Here is a 20,992-nt window from a genome sequence, read left to right on the forward strand (position 1 = left end):
GTTGCAGCGCGTGGTATTGATATTGAAGGCCTACCACGAGTAATTAATATTGATTTACCATGGCTTGCAGAAGATTACGTACACCGCATTGGCCGTACAGGTCGTGCTGGTAATCAAGGCCAAGCTATTTCGTTTGTAAGCCGCGAAGAAGAAAACACCTTGTTTGAAATAGAGTCGTTAATTGGCCAAAAAATCAAGCGTGTTTACTTAGAGGGTTATGAAGTAAGTAGCCGTGAAGTACTTATTGATAAAATAGGTAAAAAACCAGCGCATTTACGTCGTAGCCGTACTAATAAGCCTACAGGGCAAGCAACAGGCGAAGCACGTGCGGTAAATCGCTCACGTATTTCAAATGTGCGTAAAAGCTTAAAAGGCGCCAAGCTTACCCTTAAAAAGTAAGCTTAAAAAATTTAGCATTTATAAAAAACCTGAGGTTTACTCAGGTTTTTTTGTGCCTCAATTTAGCTCAAGGTTTAAACAAAAAAACCTCACTAAGTGAGGTTTTTGATTAATAACTTAAAAGGGTTAAGCGTTTTCTAACATTGAGAGTGCAACGGCTTCAGCCGCTTTAATACCATCAATGCCTGCAGATAAAATACCACCTGCGTAACCGGCGCCTTCACCCGCTGGGTATAAACCTTTAGTATTTATGCTTTGGAAGCTTTTATCGCGCTTGATACTAATAGGTGATGATGTACGGGTTTCTACCCCTGTTAATAAACCGTCGTTTGTAGAAAAACCACGAATTTGCTTATTAAAGGCTGGAATAGCTTCGCGTATTGCATCGATAGCAAACTGTGGAAGTACATTTGCTAAATCGGTGAGTTTTATTCCTGGTGTAAACGACGGTTGTACATCACCTAAATCGCCCGATGCTTTTCCTTTTAAAAAGTCGCCAATTAACTGTGCTGGTGCATCGTAGTTGCTGCCGCCTAATGCATAGGCTTGCTCTTCTAGTTTACGTTGCAAATCAATGCCGGCAAGCGGGTGACCAGGGAAGTCTTTTTCAGGTGTAATACCTACTACAATGGCACTATTTGCATTGCGTTCACTCCGAGAGTATTGGCTCATACCGTTCGTTACTACGCGGCCCTCTTCAGAGGTGGCGGCTACAACAGTCCCTCCTGGGCACATACAAAAGCTGTAAACTGTGCGGCCATTATCACAATGGTGAACGAGTTTATAATCAGCAGAGCCTAAAATGGGGTTACCCGCGTTAGGCCCAAAACGACACTCATCAATCATCGATTGCTTGTGCTCGATTCTAAAGCCCACAGAAAACGGTTTAGCTTCTACATAAATGCCTTTATCGTGGATCATTTTAAAGGTATCACGGGCGCTATGTCCCACAGCAAGTACTACATGGCGGGTATTGAGCTTTTCACCGTTTGAAAGCGTTAAGCCAGTTACTTGTCCATCATCTATATGAATGTCGTCTACGCGGGTGCTAAAGCGGATTTCGCCGCCAAGTTCAATAATACGTGCGCGCATTTTTTCAATCATAGTAACAAGTTTAAACGTACCAATGTGCGGCTTACTTACGTATAAAATTTCATCTGGTGCGCCGGCTTCTACAAATTCGGTGATAACTTTACGCCCGTAATGTTTTGGATCTTTTACTTGGCTGTATAGTTTACCGTCTGAAAATGTACCTGCGCCACCCTCGCCAAATTGCACGTTAGACTCTGTATTAAGGGTACGTTTACGCCAAAAGCCAAAGGTGTCTTTGGTGCGTTCGCGTACTTCTTTACCGCGCTCTAAAATAACAGGATTAAAACCCATTTGAGCCAGCACTAAGCCCGCAAATAATCCACACGGGCCAAAGCCAATTACTACAGGTCTCTCAGTAAGGTTAGCGGGGGCGTGGGCAACAAATTTGTATGAGGTATCAGGGGCAGGCTTTACGTGCTGATCTTTAGCAAATGCGTTTAACAGCGCTTCTTCGTTATCTACTTCAATATCGAGGGTATAAATAAGTAAAATAGCCGTTTTTTTACGTGCATCGTACCCACGTTTAAACACATTGTAGCTGTGTAGCTGCGCTGGCTGTATTTTTAGTTTATCAACTATGGCTTGGCCTATAGCGTCTTCATTATGATCAAGCGGCAGCTTTATTTCGGTTAAACGTATCATTGTTATCTCTTTTAGGTGTCTTAGCGGTAATAGTATCCGCTCACAATAAGAAGTGTAGGGCTCGTAATGGCTATACATTAAGGGCGCATATATTACGTTAAATTGACCGCAGATGGCACATATTTATTGTGTTTTTAATGGGGTTGGGTATGATCCTCGCTTTAGATAATTAATTACTAGGTTTAAACTATTATGGCGTTTGTGGTCACCGAAAACTGTATTAAGTGTAAATACACAGATTGTGTGGCGGTGTGCCCTGCAGATGCCTTTTACGAAGGCCCTAACTTTTTAGCAATAAGCCCTATTGATTGCATAGATTGTGGATTATGCGTACCAGAGTGCCCAGCTGAAGCAATTTACCAAGAAGACGAGCTGCCAGAAGACCAAAAAGAGTTTACCGAGCTTAATGCTGAGCTTGCATTGGTGTGGCCACGCATTGTTGAGGTAAAACCAGCGCCTGCTGATGCCGATAGTTGGAATGGCGTGGCTAATAAGCTTAAATTAATTGAAACCTAGCTTTTAAATTAAGCCTTTAATATTAATTAGTTAAAAAAGCTATTGTTTTTAGTATCAAACTATTAACAAATGTACTGACTTAAATTACACTGCATAAATAAGTTTACCTTTTAAGGGTAAACACGTCTAAATGGATGTTTATGCAGTACTTAATAATTATAAAAAAACAATGCAGTGCTTTATTCCCCTTCTTATTAGCACTTTTATTTTCTAACCACCTTTATGCCAGTGAAAAACAGCAGCATTCTCTTGTACATATAAATGCAGATATTACTGTAGATGGCGTACTTGATGAGCCCCACTGGCAAAATGCCACTTTAGTTCCTATAGCATTTCAAGATGAGCCTAACGAAAAGGGCACCCCACCGGTTAAAACCGATGCTTACATGTATGAAAATGGCAGCCACTTATATGTTGCTTTTGTAGCCGAAGATCCACAGCCGAGCGAAATAACAGCGTCTCTTCGCGACAGAGATACGCTTTGGCAAGATGATACGGTTATTTTAATTATTGACACTTTTAACGACGAACGTTCAGCTTACGAATTTTATGTAAATCCATTGGGTGCGCAAGGTGATACGCGAATGAGTGACACCGATGGCTGGAAATCAGACCCGTCTTGGGATGCAATATGGGATAGCGCAGGGCAAATTACCGACCAAGGGTTTGTGGTTGAAATGCGTATACCTTTTAAAGCGCTAAGATTTCCTGAAAATAAAACAGATTTAACATGGGGCTTTGCCCTTATGCGAAATTACCAACGTGATGTACTGTATCAGCTTTCAAATATGGGGTTTGACCGAGATATAAAATGCAGTTTATGTCAGTTTGATAAATTAAATGGTTTTAAAAATATAAAAGCCAGCAAAAATCTGCAACTAACGCCCACACTTACGGCGCTCAGAAATGATTCAAAACCTACCTTGCCAGGGCAGTGGGATAATGGTGATATAGACACCGAAGCTGGCCTTGATTTACGCTGGGGGGTTACACAAGATGCGGTAATTAATGCCACTATAAACCCAGATTTTTCGCAAATAGAAAGTGATGCGTTAGCCCTTGATGTAAATACCACGTACTCAATTTATTATGCAGAAAAACGACCATTTTTTTTAGATGGCGCATCCTACTTTAAAAGCAGTTTATTTGAACTATTGTACACCCGCACTATTGCAGAGCCTGAAGTAGGGGCAAAATTAACAGGTAAAACAGGGCAACATAGCTATGCATTTATGTATGCCGATGACAATAATAGCAATATTTTATTGCCAACAAATCAAGGCTCTGGTTTTGCAATTTTAGAGGATAAAACCCATGCAGCAGCGGCGCGTTATCAATACGATATTGGCCAACAAGGCACTATAGGGCTAAGTACGACTCACCGCGAAAGCGATGATTACTATAATACGGTGCTTTCTGTCGATGGCAGCTATTGGTTTAATCAATCAGATCTACTGACCTACCAGGTAGCTACAACAGATTCTAAAAACTCTGATTTTTTAACAAGTAACTATAACTTATCTAAAACTCAATCTGATGAAGCGTACGCTATAGAGTTTACCCGTGATAAACGTGACTACAATTTGTTTGCTAGCTACGAAAATATAGGTAAAGACTATCGTACTGACTTAGGTTATCAAGAAAAAGTAGATTATGAGAACGTAGGCTTTGGGGGCGGACAAACCTGGTATGCAGATGAATCTGGCTTATTAACGTCATGGTCTTATGAGGCTGATTGGGATAAAACATGGGCGCAAAATGGCGACCTACTTGAAGAAGAATACCAAGGGTTTATAACATTAAAAGGGCAAAAGCAGTCTATTTTTGAAATTGGCTTACTGCATCGTTATGAAAACTATAATGATGCTTTTTATAACCAAAATATTGGCTTTGTTTATACGGGCTTTAAACCTAAAAATAATATATGGCTTTCATTTTATGGTGAGTATGGCAGCCGCATTGATTACGCCAATGAGCAAATTGGCGATTCGTATGCTACGCAAACGCAAGTTACGTGGGATATAAACGATCATTGGCAAGTAGACGCTACGCATAACTACAGCGTATTAGATAACCCTGAAGGGGAGCGAGTTTATACTGCTAACTTATTAGATTTTAGGCTTTATTATAAATTTAGCATGCGCGCTATGCTCAAGCTTATATTGCAATTTGAAGACATTGATAGAAATAAAGACGCCTACTACTACCAAGTTAGCCACATTAATAAAGACTATGGCAGCCAATTAGTTTACTCGTACAAAATTAATGCTCAAACATTATTTTATTTAGGCTACTCAGATAAAAGCTATCAAGACGATTCCCTAAAACACGTTGAAAGAGATCAACGCACATTTTTTACAAAAGTGAGCTATGCATGGCAACTTTAAATAACCATTAAAAGGATGAATATGAAAACAATAAAAATAACTATCGCAGCTGCAATGGTAGCAACCCTAGCGGGTTGTGCTGCTAAGCAAGATATAACTCGCTTTGACACTGTGAAACCAGAAGTAGTATGTATAGCTGAACATAAGGCAGTTAAAGAAGGCGTTGTCACAGCAATGGAAGAAGGGTTTGCAAAACATAACGTCAAAACACGTGTAATTGCTGCTAACTATGTATTGAAACATCAGGAGTATCAAACTGAATTACCTAATGCTGACATCGCAGGGTGTAATGCCGTTGCTTATTACGTGGCTAACTGGCATTGGGATTTAGCGTTGTACATGTCATACGCGAATATTTGGGTTACAGACGCTCAAACCAATAAAAAAATTGCGCAAGCATCTTATCGCACCGGCGGTGGTTTGGATAAGTTTATAGACGCGAAAGAAAAAATTATCGAACTAATCGATGGTATGTATTAAATACTTGTAATATTAGTTTTTTCAAACATTTTAAGCTTAAGGTTTATTTTTATTCATCACACTCTATAATTAGTTAATTATTAAGCATTAATTTATTCTTTTTGAGTACAGTTCTAAAAATTTTAATGAATAAGGACTGTGCTATGGCTTGCTTAGTACTAAAAATAGGCGATATAATCGTCTTTTAGTAACGGGTTTATAGGATAAGTAATTTAGATGGATTTTGTTGATGAATAAATTTAAACCCTTAGGCGGCATTTTTTTTGTATTTATCTTGTTTTGCTTTTGTTTAAACATCGAACTAACAAACCAGATTAACCGCATTAATTTATTCAATCCTGATATAGATTTGCGCCACTTTGATATTGTAGATACAACGCTCGAAATGGCGCCTTGGTATAACCCTATGCTCAATGGGCACTATTTAATTCACCAGCCTTCTGCCGATTTTTTGTTAGTTAAAACTACCGACACGGAATTTATTGCTGCAAACGCAACAAAGCTTATTTTAATGACGTTAACGTCGCCAATAAACTTTCTATTGGTGTGTATGGTATTGTTTGTTGGCTTTATAATTATTCGTAAAGAGCGTAAAAAAATCTCTTATCAGCATCAAATTGCACAACTGAATAACAACGCTAATCAATTGCTTGTAGCCTTTAACCTACAACCGCAACACGACAACCCGTCAGGGCTGGGTAATTTAAGCCAGTCAATAAACAATTTAAATACCCATGTTGCTAATTATTTAAAGCAAACACAAACAAGTATCTGCCAAGATAAACTAACCTTGCTCATTGACCGCCATGCTTATATTGAGCATATAGATAGGCAAATAAATTTTACTGATGAAGAGCAGCTTAAATGCGCCTTATTGTTTATTGACCTAGATGGGTTTAAACAGGTAAATGACTCGTTTGGCCACAGCTTTGGTGATGAAATTTTGGTACAGGTTGCTACGCGCTTAGCCAACGTATTACGCCATCATAAGTTAAGTAATATTAACGAGGCGAATCAGTTAGAGCAAAATTTATCACGTTTAGGCGGTGACGAATTTTCAATTTTTATTGAGTCGGTAGATACCGATAATAAAGTGGTCGATATTGCTAAGCACGTACTCAGTGAACTTGAAAAAGACTTTGTACTGGGTAATAAAATAATAAAAATTAGCGCCAGTATTGGTATAGCGGCGTACCCAGAGAGCGCATCAACACCACAAGCATTATTGCAATTGGCCGATGTGGCAATGTACCGTGCAAAAAGCGATGGAAAAGGCATTTTTAAAGTGTACTCCCCAGAGATGGGTAATAAAATGCGCCGCTATCACTATTTATTAGAAGAGTTGCGTTTAGCGGTTGCGTGTAAAGACTTTTACTTATCTTTTCAACCTATCGTGCATGTAGAAGATTGCATGATAGATTATTTTGAAGCGCTTACACGCTGGGATCACCCTATAGAAGGGATGATTTCACCGGCGGAGTTTATACCTATTGCCGAAGAGTCTAACCTTATTTTAGAGCTCGGCGATTGGATTATGCATGAGTCGTGTAGGCAAATGGCGGCATGGCATAATGCCGGTATGCGCAAAGTGAAAATTTCGGTTAATGTATCGGGTGTGCAACTAAAACACCGCTCAGTGTACGATTGGATAATGAAAAACCTAAAAAACACAGGGCTGCCATCGCATTCTTTAATGCTAGAAATAACAGAGTCTACGTTTATTAAAGCCAGTAAAAGTATGATTGAAGAGCTTGAGCGGCTTCGTGCAGAAGGTGTGACAATTGCTATTGACGATTTTGGTACCGGCTTTAGCTCATTAAGCACATTGGCTGATTTGCCCATTGATGTAATAAAAATAGATCGCTCGTTTATCTCTCAAGCCGATAAAAGTCCAAAGTACAACGATATCCTTAATACGATTAGCGAATTAGGTCAAAAGTTAGGACTTAAAATAGTGGCAGAGGGCGTAGAAGAAATCGAGCAGTTTGAACTTGTAAAACGTATGGGAGTAAGCTCTGTACAAGGTTATTTGGTTAGTCGCCCTCAATCATCTATCAATGTGGGTAACAAAGTTTTACGTAAAAATACCGCTAACTTATCTGCAGCGGGTACCAGCGCGTGGGAAATAGAAGGTTAGAGTCTGTATATTATTATAGGTAATTTAATAGCTTATGTAGGGTTTTAGGCTCAGGTTATGCTATGAAATTGCCACTACCGATAGCGATTAACTTGAGCATTTACTGGTGCAGTTATTTAGGCCTGGAAACGTTAAACCCTGTATTGTGCTTAATTGCCCCTAAATAAAACTAAGTTCTTTAGGGCTAGAGCCTTAAAATTTAGTAAAAAAAATGCCACTTTTAAAAGTGGCATTTTTGTTTGTAGAATCTAACAACTACAATTTTTATAAATCGAATGTGCGTGATATAGCAAGTACTATACGCTCATCAGCGTAATCGTAATCTAGGCTTGTGTCTTCAGCAGCAATCTCAATGCCAAAGCCTTCGTAGCTAGTTTGGTACGCTAGGCGGTAATGTTTGTATGATTTCTTTTGGTTTACATCCCATGCCCATTTTTCGCCATCAAGCGAATTAGAAATATCAAAGCTTGCACGAATGGCATGATTTGGGGCAATTTCAAAGGTGTGGGCAATCATAGAAATAACATGGCCAGCGCCTGTACCAAAGTAATCCCAGCTATACCAAAAGTTTAGCTCTGTTTGACCATACTCACTTGCATAGCCAAATTTTGTGTAGGCTTCGGCGTAGTTACCATCACTGTTATTACCTTGGTATGTGTAATAAGCAATACCGTAATCAGCGCTAACCGTGTCAGTTAATTGCACGTATTTACCTAGGTAGGCATCAAGTTCAAAATCAGTGTCATCACCAAAATCTACATTAGATGCCCATGCACCCGCGTAAACACCGCTGTCGAACGCGTAATCAAGGCTAGCTTGAATTGCAGGGTCGTTATCACCGTTAAAAGTATAGTCAGATGCTGCTGTAATGGTTGTTGACCAGTTAGCTGACACCGTAGTTGATAAAAGTGCGAAAGGTAGCGCTACTGCTAGTTGTTTTAGTTTGTTATTCATTGTTGATCCCTAATGTACAGTTTCTATTTTTGTGTAATCTATTTTGTTTGCTTTTGGCGAACTGTCTATATTGTTAACCGTTTTAAATTTGCTGTAGCCAATAAACGCAGCACAACCAAAAAACAGTGCAATTACTAACGCGCCAACCCATTGAATTTGTAAAAACTCAAGCTTAAACAATAGGGTTAGTAACGAAAGGGCAACAATATTGAGTATCATATAGTTCATTTTACCTAAACGTTTAACCGTTAAGTTAAGGTTATCTGTGTATAAGCGTATTAATGAATCAAGCGAATTAATAACAAACACTATCCCAACAAATACCATGGCAAAGTTTTTAATACCCGCTGTTGAAATACCCATTTCGTGGTAGTGATAAAGTACGCTAAACCAAATCGCAATCGGAATAGATGGAAATATCAACATTGCACCTAATACTTGGTATGTTTTAAGGCCGCCTACAAAGCGAGACGTAAATTGGCCAATCATAATGCTCCACGCAAACCACCAAAATAGATAAAATTCATGGTAGTCATTAAGCGGTAAAACAAACTGATTTATATTGGCAAAGTAAGTACCAATTTCAGCAAGGTTATTGGTAAATGCCGACATTTCGCTATCACCAACGACAAAGGCACCTGCCCACATAAAGGCAATTAATGCGATAAATAACCACGTAGTAGAAATACTTAAAAAGCGCACGTATTTAATATCTGTACTTGAGTACACAGCAAAGCAAATAGCTGCAAATACAATAAAGTAGAAGGTAGGTATAACGCTCGAACCATCGCCTAGCTCTGGTAAGTACCACGGCAAGTTAGAAAGCAGTAGGTAAGCTGTAAAGGCACATGTGCCAATAATAACTACGTTATTAATGAACTTAACCCATGAAATTTCGAAAAATTTAACTTTGGGCTCTATTACACAGAAATAAAAGCACGTAAGAAAGTAAAATCCCCAGATCAAGAATCCCCAATAGCCAAACTCAATAGCCAGTGGGTTTGCAAACGCGTATTCTGGGCTTGCTTTTATGTCTGCATAACCTGCAAATTCGGTTAATGGAAACATGATTAGGCCAACGTCTAGGCCTGAGGTAAATAAGATTGCGATAAAGGTAAAAGTTCTCACTGGTGTTACGCCTACTACGCGTACGTTACCCCATTTAAATAAAATAGTAATAACAGCAAGTAGCGTAAATATAATGCCAGCACTAAGCCATATAGTCATTATCGCCCTCCCAAAATGAATAAAAGTAACTCATAAGTTCTCCGTTTTTGTTTTATTACTTGCACAAACACCGCGTAACCAATTTACGCCGTGAGCCACTGCAAGTTGAACGTGCCCTACATAGTGTTAGGCACGTTATGGCTTAATTAAATCTCGCTATTACGTTGCGTTGTTTGCCAGTTACTGCTCATGGCAACGTTTACCGATGCCTGTGTAAGTGGGGTTTTACCTAAAATTAGATCAGCTGCTTTTTCTGCAACCATAATTGTAGGGGCATTTAAGTTGCCATTTGGCACCGTAGGGAAGATTGACGAGTCAACAACACGCAGCCCTTCAATACCGTGAACTTGGGTATTAGAATTAACCACCGCCATATCATCTTCGCCCATTTTGCAAGAACAAGACGGGTGATAGGCACTTTCTACTGCTTGGCGTACAAAGGCATCTATTTCTTCGTCGCTTTGAATGTGCTTACCTGGTTGAATTTCTTCATCGCGGTAGTCATCAAATGCGCTTTGCTCAATAATGTCGCGAGTTAGGCGCACACACGCTCTAAAGCCTTCAATATCGTCTTTATGCTGCAAGTAGTTAAATAAAATTTTCGGCGGTTGCTCAGGATTAGCTGATTGAATAGTGACACTACCACGGCTTTTAGGTTTGTTATGACCTACATGCACCTGAAAACCATGACCCGCAAATGCACTGCGCCCATCGTAGCGCATCGCCGCTGGTAAAAAGTGGTACTGAATATCTGGCCATTCAACGTCTGGTTTTGAGCGAATAAACGCACACGACTCAAAGTGGTTTGTTGCACCTAAGCCTTTTCGGGTCAGTAGCCATTTAGCGCCAATTAAGCCTTTTGAAATAAGACCTAATTTACCGTTTAAGGTAATAGGTTGTTTACACTTATACTGAAAGTAAAACTCAAGGTGATCTTGTAAGTTTTGACCTACGCCTGGTAAGTGATGCTTTACCTCAACACCGGCTTCTTCAAGTATGGCTTTATCGCCAATACCCGAAAGCTGTAAAATATGCGGTGAGCCAATTGGACCTGCACTTAATACAACGTCTTTAGTCGCATGCGCCGTTTTAAGAGTGCCATTTACTGTGTACTCAATGCCTGTGGCTTTTTTGCCTTCTAAAATCACTTTTTGTGCTAAAGCACCTGTAATAACTGTTAGGTTACTGCGTGATTTTACTGGGTCTAAATACTCGCGCGAGGCCGAACTGCGAACACCGTCTTTAACAGTCATGTGCATCGGGCCAAAGCCTTCTTGCTGAGCTGCGTTGTAGTCGTCTGTGTGTGCATACCCTGCTTCTACACCTGCTTTTATAAAGGTGGTGTAAAGCGGGTTTTGCATTTCGTTACCGTTATTAACGCCAAGCGGGCCTGTGCCACCACGGTGCGCATTTTCACCTAAATAAAAGCTTTCTGCTTTTTTAAAGTAAGGTAAGCACGACTGATAATCCCAGCCGTTAGCACCGTGTTGTTGCCACTCGTCAAAATCTTTCGCGTGGCCGCGTACATATACCATGCCATTAATTGATGACGAACCGCCTAACACTTTACCGCGTGGGCAGTGCATTTCTCTGTTATCTAAATACGGCTCTGGCTGAGTGTGAAATTGCCATGCGTATTTATCTGTATTCATAGGAATAGAGAGCGCAGTTGGCATTTTTATAAATATACTTTTATCGCTACCACCGGTTTCTAGCAATAGCACTTTATTGTTTGTATCTTCAGATAAGCGATTTGCAAGTACACAACCTGCAGAACCGGCGCCAACAATAATATAGTCGTAAGTGTTACTCATAGTTGCCACCTTAAAACGGGCTTTCTATGTCGGCCATGCCCACATAAATAGACTTAGTTTGCGTGTAATGATCAAGCGTTTCTATGCCATTTTCACGGCCGATACCTGATTGCTTGTAACCACCAACAGGCATTTCAGCAGGTGAATTACCGTAAGCATTAATCCAACAAATACCGGCTTCTAATTGGTGAATAACACGGTGCGCACGTTTAATATCGCTAGTAAATACGCCTGCGGCTAAGCCAAGGTGTGTACCATTTGCACGGGCGATAACATCGTCTTCGTCTTCAAAAACAAGCACGCTCATAACTGGGCCAAAAATTTCCTCTTTAACAATAGTCATGTCATCGTTGCAATCGGTAAATACCGTAGGTGCTACAAAGTAGCCATTAGGCGCTGATTCAGGAGAAAGAGTTGTACCGCCAGTAAGTAGCGTTGCACCTTCGGCCAAGCCACTTTCTATGTAGCTCATTACCAATTCTTGATGCTTTTTAGAAATTAATGCCCCAAAGTTAGTATTTAAATCTTGTGGGTCGCCGGCAATAATATTTTGCTCAGTACGTGTTTTAAGCTCATCAATAAATTGTTGATAGACATTTTTATGAACATAAATACGGGTACAGTTAGTACAAATTTCGCCTTGCGTATAAAAGTTACCTAACATGGCAGCACTGACTGCTTGCTCAATATTGGCATCTTCAAACACTAATAAAGGTGATTTACCACCTAATTCCATTGTTACGTCTTTTAATGTACCAGCAGCGCTTGCCACTACTTTTTTACCTGTGCCTACTTCACCAGTGAACGACACTTTGTCTATTTCACTGTGAGAGGTTAACCACTGACCTACATCACCCGCACCTTGCACAACGTTAAATACGCCGGCAGGTACGCCTGCTTCAACAAAAACTTCAGCTAGTTTAATAGCACCTAAAGGGGTTTCTTCAGAAGGTTTAAAAATAAACGCATTACCTGCGGCAAGGGCCGGGCCCGATTTCCAACATGCAATTTGCAGCGGGTAGTTCCATGCACCAATACCAGCACAAATGCCTAGTGGCTCTTTGCGGGTATAGTAAAAGTCTTCGCCAACCATTTGCTGATGGCCAACTTGCGCTGGTGCTAGGCCTGCAAAGTATTCAATTACATCTGCGCCTGTTTCTATATCAACGCAGTTAGCTTCTTGCATTGGTTTACCTGTATCAAGCACTTCAACTAAGGCAAGCTCATCATTACGCTCACGCAATAAAGCAACCGCTTTTAATAAAATACGGCTACGTTCTATTGGGCTCATTTTAGACCATTGAGCAAAGCCTTGTTTTGCACTTTCGATAGCCGCGTTTTGAATAAATTCGTCGGCAACTTCTACCGAGTAAATAACTTCATCTGTGGCTGGGTTTTTTACATCAAAAGTTTCACCACTTTGGTTTGCAAGGAAGTGGCCGTTAATAAAGTTTTGATAGACAGGTGTAGTCACGCTAGGCTCCATATTGCTTGATGAGTGAATGTACATAGCTTTTTGCTAATGTTTCACTGTGTTTAAATTGGTTTTCGTCAGATTGACTTAATACTGCTCTTAACCATAGGCCATCAATCATGGCGGCGCTAAGTTCTGCAGCTTGTTTTGCTTGCTTTACGGGCATTAGTTGCTTAAAAGAAAATGCTAAATTACTTTGCAAGCGATTACTGTTTACATTTTGCAGCCTGTGCAGCTCTTGATCGTGCATTGACTGCGCCCAAAAACTTAACCACGTTCGCGTGGTGTCATTGCGCTGTTGAACAAGTGCAAAGTTGGCCTCAACAATAAACATCAAACGCTCAATTGCGCTGGTGGTTGGCTCAACTTTTTCAATTAATTCATTTTTTAAATTCGATAACAAATACCTAACGGTTGCCTCTATTAACCCCTGCTTGCCACCAAAGTAATGGCTAATAATGCCAGATGATAAACCCGCATTTTTACTGATGGTGTTAATGGTTGTTCCTTGCAAACCGCGCTGTGCAACTGACTCAATGGTCGCGTCAATTAGCTGCTGACGCCTGACAGGTTCCATTCCGACTTTAGGCATAATTTTTATTAATTGAACGTTCAATAAAGATAAGCTTAATGTAATAGCTCTAACAATTCAAGGCGCAAGTAAACAACCAGATACCAAGATGTAGATGGATTATTAATAAAAACGGGTTAATTTGTATTAGTGCTATATGCAGGCCTTTATTAATAAAATTACTTATATTCAGTGAGTTATGTTTCTATTTTTAAATGGTAAAAATAGTAAGGATTTGTTTACGGGGTATGAGTAATAAAAAAGATAAATATTCGTTAGAATGGTAATAGTTAGAGTACGAAGGGTATTTTAAATAAGCAAACGTAACCATTTTACATGTTTAATTAGTGTACTAATTAAAAAAGTAGCAGTGTGTACTGGTTATAAGAGGAGGTGTTAAGGTTAAAAAAGGCGTGCAAATTAGGCGCTATTAATAACGCCTTTAAATAATAGCGGGTAGCGTCTAAGGCGATTACCTATGTAATCATCGGCTAAGATTTGTTGGCATATAAAATTAACATCGTTACTGGCCTCAAACACCCAGTCAAAGCGTTCAATAGCCAGCAAAAAACCGCGTTTAAGGTGAGTCTGTTCGCGGTATTCATTTAGGTTTCGACGGATTATCTCCAGCTTTTCTGGGTGCGCTTGCAGCTCAGTAATTACCTGGTTTATAAACGAGGTGGTTTGCTTGTTTGTGGTGCGTTTACGAATGCGTCTTGGCTGCATTATTCCTCATTAGCAATGTTGTATAGTTTTTTTAAAAAGTCGTCTTTATGTTTGTCATGCTCATAATCTAGGTGATAAGCATTATGAAACCCAAAGCGCAATAATACGCCGCTACCTTCTAAGTAAATAGTGTAGCCGTCAATATCAGAGTAAGCCGTAACACCTTGATAATGTTTACCAATATTATTTTGTTTACCGCGCTGCTGAATACGTTCGTACACAGAGAGGATCTGCTTGTTATCGAGTTCGTTTTTCATCATTAACCCTTTATTGTTTAAAGCTATTACGTTTTATATATGAGGGTCGATCACCGTAAAAACAATGGCTAAAAAGCGCTAAAATAATCTTGCTATTAACTGGTTTTACCTTATGCTCAAGCCTCATTTTTTGTTGAGCTTATACTATGATAGACAAGGCTTTACTCCTTAAAACTCGCGAACTGTCAGAGCAATTAATTGCTTTACAAACACCCATTAGAATACTCGATGCCATTAACTGGGATAAACAAATCAAAGAGACGTTTTTTAGGCAAAAGTGCCAAAAAAATCCGCTAATCGATAGCGCCTATTACCAGCAACGAGATTTAGGATTTGTCCCCAGCGAATTACGCCAAGCGTTTTCTAACTTGCATCGCAATATTATTAACCAGTTAGGTCAGCTAAATCCTATTTCTCAATACATGGGTAAAATGTGTAGCGAGTATAAAACGGTGCTCAGTATGCTTGAGTATAGAGGAACGCCTGAGTTTCATGATTTGTCGGTAGAGCTTTTTGGCCACCCAAAAGATTTATTTCATGCAGGTGAACCTTCACTGTTCGAACTTGCCAATATGCTAGAAAAACCACTGCAAAACTTATTAATAGCCGATATTTTGCCTGATGATCCTAAAAATATTAATGCAAGTGATGCCGTGCGTATTTTATCTGAGCAAGTAAATAGCAGTATGGCGGGTATTAATGTTGAGGTTATACTCAGCGATGGGATTGTCAGTGATGCTGCTGCAGGTGCAAATAACATTAAGCTAAATCAAGATGTTAAATTCTCCCAGCGTGAGCTCGATATTTTAGAAGTGCACGAAGGGTGGATACACGTAGGTACAACGCAAAACGGGCTCGCTCAGCCTTATTTAACCTGTTTAAGTAAAGGGACGCCAAGCTCAACAGTGACTCAAGAAGGCTTAGCTGTTTTAACAGAAATAATTACCCTTAAATCAACGCCTAGGCGTTTATCAAAGTTAGTAAATCGTATTCAAGCAGTTACTAAAGTGATTGATGGCGCAGAGTTTGTTGATATATACCGTGACTACTTAGCGCAAGGGCTTTCAAAAGATGAAAGCTATACGTTAGCACAACGTGTATTTAGAGGCAGCACGGCAACAGGCTTACCTTTTACTAAGGATATTGCTTACATTAAAGGATTTGTGCTGGTATATAACTTAATTCGTGTTGCTATACAGCTTGGGCGCATTGATCAGCTGCCATTATTGTTGGTCGGAAAAATATCGATTGATGATTTTAGACTTATATCGCAATTACATAGTTTAGGTGTAATAGAAAGTCCAAAATTTGTACCACCACATTTTAAAGATTTACGAGGTTTAGCAACGTGGCTAAGCTTTGGCAGATTTATAGGTGACTTATCGTTTGAACAGTTAGAAAACGACTATAAACCATTATTTTTGTAATAAGTAGCGCAGGTTGCTTTTATTAGAGCCTGCTCTGTTGAGCAAAAAGGTAAAAAGCCCCAGTTATTTAATGCAATAAAAAAAACGCAGTTGGAATGAGCAACTGCGTTGAAATGTATAGGTACAAGCCAGCGTACCTATAGCGAGGAACTTATTTTCTTAACCTGTTAATACTTGGCTGTGCATTTTCTCGTTTAATACAACGACCTCAGCACGTTTAAAAAAGTTAAAGTCGGTTGCTGTAGCAAGTGTGTAGGCACCCATCATACGGCTAATAATTAAATCGCCATTGTTTAGTTTTGGCAGCATAATTGAATCACTTATTACATCTATACTGTCGCATGTTGGGCCTGCAAGTACCGACTCAAAACGCTCGCTATCTTGTTTTGCACTATCGATAGGGTAGGCTGCTTCATCAAACATTAAACCGCTAAAAGAGCCATAAACGCCATCATCTAAGTAGTACCATGTTTTACCTTCGCGCGTGGCTTGTCCCATTATAGAGGCAACACTGGTTACACTACTTGCTACAATAAAACGGCCAGGTTCAGCAATAATTTGCATTGTTTCTGGTAATTGTGCCAACGCGATATTAATAGGCGCACAAAATACATCAATTGGTAGCACATCTGCGCTGTACGGCACAGGAAACCCACCACCAATATCGAGTGTACTAAGAGCTGGTAAGCCTAACTCAGCCACCTGTTTAACCACTTTTGCAGATGCATTTATCGCTTCAACGTATTTAGTTGGGTTAGGTGATTGCGAGCCAACATGAAACGATAACCCTTTAATACGAATACCAAGTTGCTGGGCAAGGCTAATAATGTCGATTGCCGCCTCTGGGCTGCAGCCAAACTTTTTAGACAAATCAGCAAATGCATCTTTATTACGAAAGCTTAAACGCACTAAAATTTCGGCTTGATCTTTATAGGCAATAAATTTTTCAAGCTCGTTAATGTTATCCACCACAAACACTGTACAGCCGTAGGCAAGTGCGTCGCGAATGTCACTGTCGCGCTTTATTGGGTGCGTGTGAATTGTACGCTCGCTTGGTACGCCTTGGCTTGCTACTAAGTCAACTTCGCCACTGGTTGCTAAATCAAAGCTTGCGCCTTCATCTAACAAAGTGCGCACAACAGCAGCATGCGGTAAAGGCTTTAAAGCAAAATGTAACACAACGCCAGGCAGTGCATGTTTAAGTGCACGGTATTGACGGCGTATAGCGTCGCAGTCAAGCACCATTAGAGGTGCGCCAAATTGTGAAGCAAGTTGTTCAATGTGGGCAATACTCGGTTGCGCGTAATCAATTGCTTGATTTGCAGCAACCGCTGCTGCAGGTACTTTAGTTACGGTGTCTTGTTGTTGTGTTGATAAAGCCATTTTATTTTCCGAGTCAATTAAGCAACTGCTCGGGTATGGTGTATCCACGAGTCAGTTGAGTGAGATCAATAGTGCAAACGCACAGTCAAATTCACTCTTGGATAGTTGCTCTATCGCCTTGCTACAAACGGGGTTTGTAATGTACTCGGATTGGCTATCATCAAGAAGCGGCGAGATAATAATGTAGGTTTTTATCCAGCGCAATAAAAATTTTAAATAAATTTAAAATAATTTATTTGTTATTAAAATCAGTAGTTTACTTTGATTTATGGAGTTTATCTTGACGATTGATTTTACTCATCAGAGGTTAAGTATACGTGCTCTTGAGAGTAAGCAAGCATCATAGCGCTGGATGTATCAGCACTATAGGCTTGTTGTAAACTTTTTTGTAAGCGGTCGTAAATTTCGGGGGTGTTCATTAAAATATTGATGGTTTTTATTACTTTTTCGCCAAGCTCTGACTTACTACATGCAAAGTAGCCATTAACAAATTCTGGAAATTCAGCTATTTCACGACTATCTATTTGTTTTAGTTGCTCACTGGTGAGTGCACCAAGTACGTTAACCTCGTAATCGACAATCATGTCTATTCTATTATGGATGAGAAGTTGAGGTAGTTGAGAGCTGGTATCTTCTGAGCTTATCGCTGCAATTTGCTCATTATACTTTGTTAAAACAGGCTCAAGTTTTTGATAACTCGTTCCTGAGTCTACGGCAAGGGTAAAGTCTTTTTCTAGTAGTTGAGCAACAGAGACTCGTTCAGGAAAGTTTTGTAAGGTGCGTTTAAATGCGTATATTTTTCGTTGCTCGTAAATAGTAGTTGGTATATTTGAGAACAAAATATGTTTTTCACGCTCGGGCGTTTTTATTATATCGTAGCTGCATACTGCTTCATTACCCATAAGCCGCTTGATTAGACGAGCTTGGTTGGTCCACTGCAATTTAGTATTAATTGTATGATTGAGCAGGCTTTCGAACGTTTTATCTGAGTTTAAAAAGCCATCAGTAGACGCATTCGCTCTAGAGAGTAATGTAAGTGGTTCATTTGCATGGCTCAATGATGATATAAGCAGTACATGCAAGATAATCAAAAATTTAGTAAATACAGGCATAAAACTTAGTGTAAATGTTCTAAATATTTTTGTCATAAAAAAAAGCCCAAACGGGCTTTTTTTAAGTTAAAACATTAAGGCATGTTTTATTTTTAACGCGCGTTAGTGCTTTCAAAGATTTTATCAGCAGAGGCTGCAACAAACCCCGTGTAAAGCTCGCCATCGGCTTTAGGGTATCTAATGGCAAACTCATAAAAACAGCTAGGGATGCGCAGGTCACCGTCGCTGAAGGTGACAGCGTAATCATCTGCAAGGGTTGATGATTGCTCTAATAACACCTCTGGTGAGCCTTTTACTTCGCCGCCTGATGTATTTAGGGCGAAGCCTGCGTCTTTAAGTGCTTGGTTAACATCCTGAATATTATCAAACTTAGCAAGCATATTAATATTTACAGTAAAGTGGTTTGCACGATAGCCCCATGCCGACATCCACGCTGCGTACTCACTTTCAGCGAGTAACTGCTTGTAAGTATCGCTACTTACTTGCCAATGGGTACCTGAGTATAAAAAGTTATCGGCAGTTACTGCGTTTTCATCTATTTGCTCTACCATATCTGTCACAATGGCTTGTAACTCTGGTGAACACTTTTCAACTAATAGCTCTGAAATAAATACTTTAGGTTGCTTAGGGTCGCTATGCTCGTAGTGTTTAGCATAGAGCTTTTTAGCTTCAAAGTGGTATTCACCACACTCTGTATAACCAAGTGCTAAAAAGTGCGCGGCTAGTTTTTCTAGGCCTACTTTTTCAATATTAAAGGTCCGCAGCGCAATATGGTCGTTAATAATGTCATCTTTTTGCGTTGAGCCTAATAAATCATGAATTTTATCTGCCGAGGGGGTAACTGCTAAATAGTTATCCCATAGGTTTTCAAATAATGTATTTACGTTAGTGTGCATGTTAAATCCTTAAATTGGGTTATTCACTTATTCAATTACTAAGCCTGGCGCTAAAGTTTGTGGCAGGTTTACCTTATCGGCCTCAACTGATGCTACAGGGTAGGCACAATAATCAGCGGCATAATACGCACTGGCTCTGTGGTTACCACTTGCGCCTATGCCACCAAACGGTGCTGCACTAGAGGCACCCGTAATAGGGCGGTTCCAATTGACAATGCCGGCACGAATGCGTTTTAAAAAGTGGCTGTAATCATCTTCGTTATCGCCAAGTAAGCCTGCTGATAAACCAAAGTTGGTGTTATTAGCCTCTGCTATTGCGCTGTCAAAGTCGTTGTAGCGATACACTTTAATGAGCGGGCCAAAGTGTTCTTCATCGGCCATGTTGGTAATGTTAGTTACATCAATAATACCTGGGCTTACAAACCCAGTGCCTGCTTTTAGCTGCTTAAGCTCAACAAGTATTTCGCCACCACTTGCAACTAATTCATTTTGCGCTGCAACCATGCCTAAGGCGGCTTTTTCGCTGATCATGGCGCCCATAAATGGTTGATCGCTTGCAAAGCTGTCATCAACAACAATGTTTTTAGTTGCGCTAATAAGTTTTTCTAAAATGGCATCGCCATTGAGCGATTTTTCAATAAACACGCGGCGTGCACAAGTGCATCGCTGGCCAGAAGTAATAAAGCCCGATTGAATAATATCATGCACTGCAGCGCTTACATCGGCTACATTTTTAACGATTAACGGGTTATTACCGCCCATTTCAAGTGCTAATATTTTACCTGGGTGGCCTGCAAACTGTTTATGTAATAAATGGCCGGTGTTTGAGCTGCCGGTAAAAAATAAGCCGTCTATGTTTTGATGCGAAGCAAGTGCTTTACCTGTTTCTACTTCACCTTGCACTAGGTTAATAACACCTGCTGGTAAGCCTGCTTTTAACCAAAGTGATAAAGTAAATTCAGCAACGTGAGGAGTTAGCTCAGACGGTTTAAATACCACGGTGTTACCCGCTAAAATAGCAGGGACTATATGGCCATTAGGTAAATGCCCAGGAAAGTTATACGGGCCAAATATAGCCACAACGCCGTGTGGTTTATGGCGTATAAAGGCTTTTGCACCCGGCATTGGGTTTTCAGTGGTGCCGGTACGCTCGTTGTACGCTTTAATCGAAATGGCCACTTTACCTGTCATAGCGCCTACTTCTGTGCGTGTTTCCCAAAGAGGCTTGCCGGTTTCGCGCGCTATAATGGCTGCAAATTCTTCGCTGTGCTCTTTTAATTGTGCTACAAAGTTTTCAAGTATGGTTATACGCGACTCAATAGGCGTATCTGCCCATTGTACTTGTGCGGCTCTAGCTGCATTGATTGCAGCATCTACTTGCTCAGCTGTTGCGCCATTACCTTGCCATACAACTTTGCCGTTACTCGGATTAACAGAGCTAAAAGCGGGGCCTTGGCCTGAATGCCATTGGTTATTTATAAGGTGTGTGTTCATATTT

At 40.1% G+C, this 20,992-nt stretch carries 18 protein-coding genes; 6 read left to right on the forward strand and 12 right to left on the reverse strand.

Annotated elements, in window-relative coordinates; all coding sequences use genetic code 11:
- A partial coding sequence (locus L650_RS0122350) for a helicase-related protein (protein ID WP_029774456.1) occupies positions 1-399 on the forward strand: 399 nt, incomplete at its 5' end.
- 126 nt (positions 400-525) lie between these two features.
- Here L650_RS0122350 and L650_RS0122355 read toward each other — a convergent pair.
- Entirely contained in the window at positions 526-2,133 is a 1,608-nt protein-coding gene (locus L650_RS0122355) for an NAD(P)/FAD-dependent oxidoreductase (protein ID WP_029774457.1), read from the reverse strand.
- A gap of 192 nt (positions 2,134-2,325) precedes the next feature.
- On the opposite strand from L650_RS0122355, the gene fdxA reads away from it, so the two are divergent.
- The 4 genes from fdxA (at position 2,326) to L650_RS0122375 (ending at position 7,653) form a co-directional block, all read left to right on the forward strand.
- The gene (gene fdxA, locus L650_RS0122360; RefSeq protein ID WP_029774458.1) at positions 2,326-2,649 is read left to right on the forward strand and encodes a ferredoxin FdxA; all 324 of its coding nucleotides are present in this window, start codon (positions 2,326-2,328) and stop codon (positions 2,647-2,649) included.
- 140 nt (positions 2,650-2,789) lie between these two features.
- Positions 2,790-5,036 carry a carbohydrate binding family 9 domain-containing protein gene (locus L650_RS0122365; RefSeq protein WP_029774459.1) on the forward strand — a complete coding sequence of 749 codons (2,247 nt, stop codon included), beginning with the start codon at positions 2,790-2,792 and terminating at the stop codon, positions 5,034-5,036.
- Between the two features lie 21 nt (positions 5,037-5,057).
- The gene (locus tag L650_RS0122370; RefSeq protein WP_004586456.1) at positions 5,058-5,516 is read left to right on the forward strand and encodes an Sbal_3080 family lipoprotein; all 459 of its coding nucleotides are present in this window, start codon (positions 5,058-5,060) and stop codon (positions 5,514-5,516) included.
- A gap of 229 nt (positions 5,517-5,745) precedes the next feature.
- The gene (locus tag L650_RS0122375; protein ID WP_029774460.1) at positions 5,746-7,653 is read left to right on the forward strand and encodes a putative bifunctional diguanylate cyclase/phosphodiesterase; all 1,908 of its coding nucleotides are present in this window, start codon (positions 5,746-5,748) and stop codon (positions 7,651-7,653) included.
- A gap of 264 nt (positions 7,654-7,917) precedes the next feature.
- Here L650_RS0122375 and L650_RS0122380 read toward each other — a convergent pair whose 3' ends face one another.
- The 7 genes from L650_RS0122380 to L650_RS0122410 all read right to left on the reverse strand — a co-directional run bounded on the left by L650_RS0122380 (position 7,918) and on the right by L650_RS0122410 (position 14,676).
- Complete coding sequence (locus L650_RS0122380; protein ID WP_029774461.1) at positions 7,918-8,607, reverse strand: TorF family putative porin; 690 nt, start codon at positions 8,605-8,607, stop codon at positions 7,918-7,920.
- 9 nt (positions 8,608-8,616) lie between these two features.
- On the reverse strand, positions 8,617-9,834 hold the full coding sequence (locus L650_RS0122385; RefSeq protein ID WP_004586453.1) for a BCCT family transporter: 1,218 nt from the start codon (positions 9,832-9,834) through the stop codon (positions 8,617-8,619).
- A 146-nt stretch (positions 9,835-9,980) separates the two neighbouring features.
- Positions 9,981-11,648 (reverse strand): choline dehydrogenase, encoded by a 1,668-nt coding sequence (gene betA, locus L650_RS0122390; protein ID WP_029774462.1) that lies wholly within the window; start codon positions 11,646-11,648, stop codon positions 9,981-9,983.
- A gap of 10 nt (positions 11,649-11,658) precedes the next feature.
- Positions 11,659-13,122: a betaine-aldehyde dehydrogenase gene (gene betB / locus L650_RS0122395; RefSeq protein WP_029774463.1), complete on the reverse strand. Its 1,464-nt coding sequence runs from the start codon at positions 13,120-13,122 to the stop codon at positions 11,659-11,661.
- Position 13,123: 1 nt separating this feature from the next.
- Complete coding sequence (betI, locus tag L650_RS0122400) at positions 13,124-13,699, reverse strand: transcriptional regulator BetI (RefSeq protein WP_024031790.1); 576 nt, start codon at positions 13,697-13,699, stop codon at positions 13,124-13,126.
- Positions 13,700-14,113: 414 nt separating this feature from the next.
- The gene (locus L650_RS0122405) at positions 14,114-14,419 is read right to left on the reverse strand and encodes a hypothetical protein (RefSeq protein WP_024031789.1); all 306 of its coding nucleotides are present in this window, start codon (positions 14,417-14,419) and stop codon (positions 14,114-14,116) included.
- Complete coding sequence (locus tag L650_RS0122410; protein WP_029774464.1) at positions 14,419-14,676, reverse strand: DUF3081 family protein; 258 nt, start codon at positions 14,674-14,676, stop codon at positions 14,419-14,421. The genes L650_RS0122405 and L650_RS0122410 overlap by 1 nt, the downstream gene beginning before the upstream one ends.
- A gap of 146 nt (positions 14,677-14,822) precedes the next feature.
- Between L650_RS0122410 and L650_RS0122415 the strand changes: the two genes are divergently transcribed.
- Entirely contained in the window at positions 14,823-16,103 is a 1,281-nt protein-coding gene (locus L650_RS0122415) for a flavohemoglobin expression-modulating QEGLA motif protein (RefSeq protein ID WP_029774465.1), read from the forward strand.
- Between the two features lie 159 nt (positions 16,104-16,262).
- Here L650_RS0122415 and L650_RS0122420 read toward each other — a convergent pair whose 3' ends face one another.
- From L650_RS0122420 to astD, 4 genes are all read right to left on the reverse strand, one after another.
- On the reverse strand, positions 16,263-17,486 hold the full coding sequence (locus L650_RS0122420; RefSeq protein ID WP_029774466.1) for a type III PLP-dependent enzyme: 1,224 nt from the start codon (positions 17,484-17,486) through the stop codon (positions 16,263-16,265).
- A gap of 293 nt (positions 17,487-17,779) precedes the next feature.
- Positions 17,780-18,634 carry a transporter substrate-binding domain-containing protein gene (locus tag L650_RS0122425; protein WP_085065560.1) on the reverse strand — a complete coding sequence of 285 codons (855 nt, stop codon included), beginning with the start codon at positions 18,632-18,634 and terminating at the stop codon, positions 17,780-17,782.
- Positions 18,635-18,690: 56 nt separating this feature from the next.
- Positions 18,691-19,494, reverse strand: coding sequence for a DUF1338 domain-containing protein (locus L650_RS0122430; protein WP_029774468.1), 804 nt, complete (start codon positions 19,492-19,494; stop codon positions 18,691-18,693).
- Between the two features lie 27 nt (positions 19,495-19,521).
- The gene (astD, locus tag L650_RS0122435; RefSeq protein ID WP_029774469.1) at positions 19,522-20,988 is read right to left on the reverse strand and encodes a succinylglutamate-semialdehyde dehydrogenase; all 1,467 of its coding nucleotides are present in this window, start codon (positions 20,986-20,988) and stop codon (positions 19,522-19,524) included.
- Positions 20,989-20,992: the final 4 nt, after the last annotated feature.

It is taken from the genome of Pseudoalteromonas sp. TB51 (genome assembly GCF_000498055.1).
GTDB lineage: Bacteria > Pseudomonadota > Gammaproteobacteria > Enterobacterales > Alteromonadaceae > Pseudoalteromonas > Pseudoalteromonas atlantica.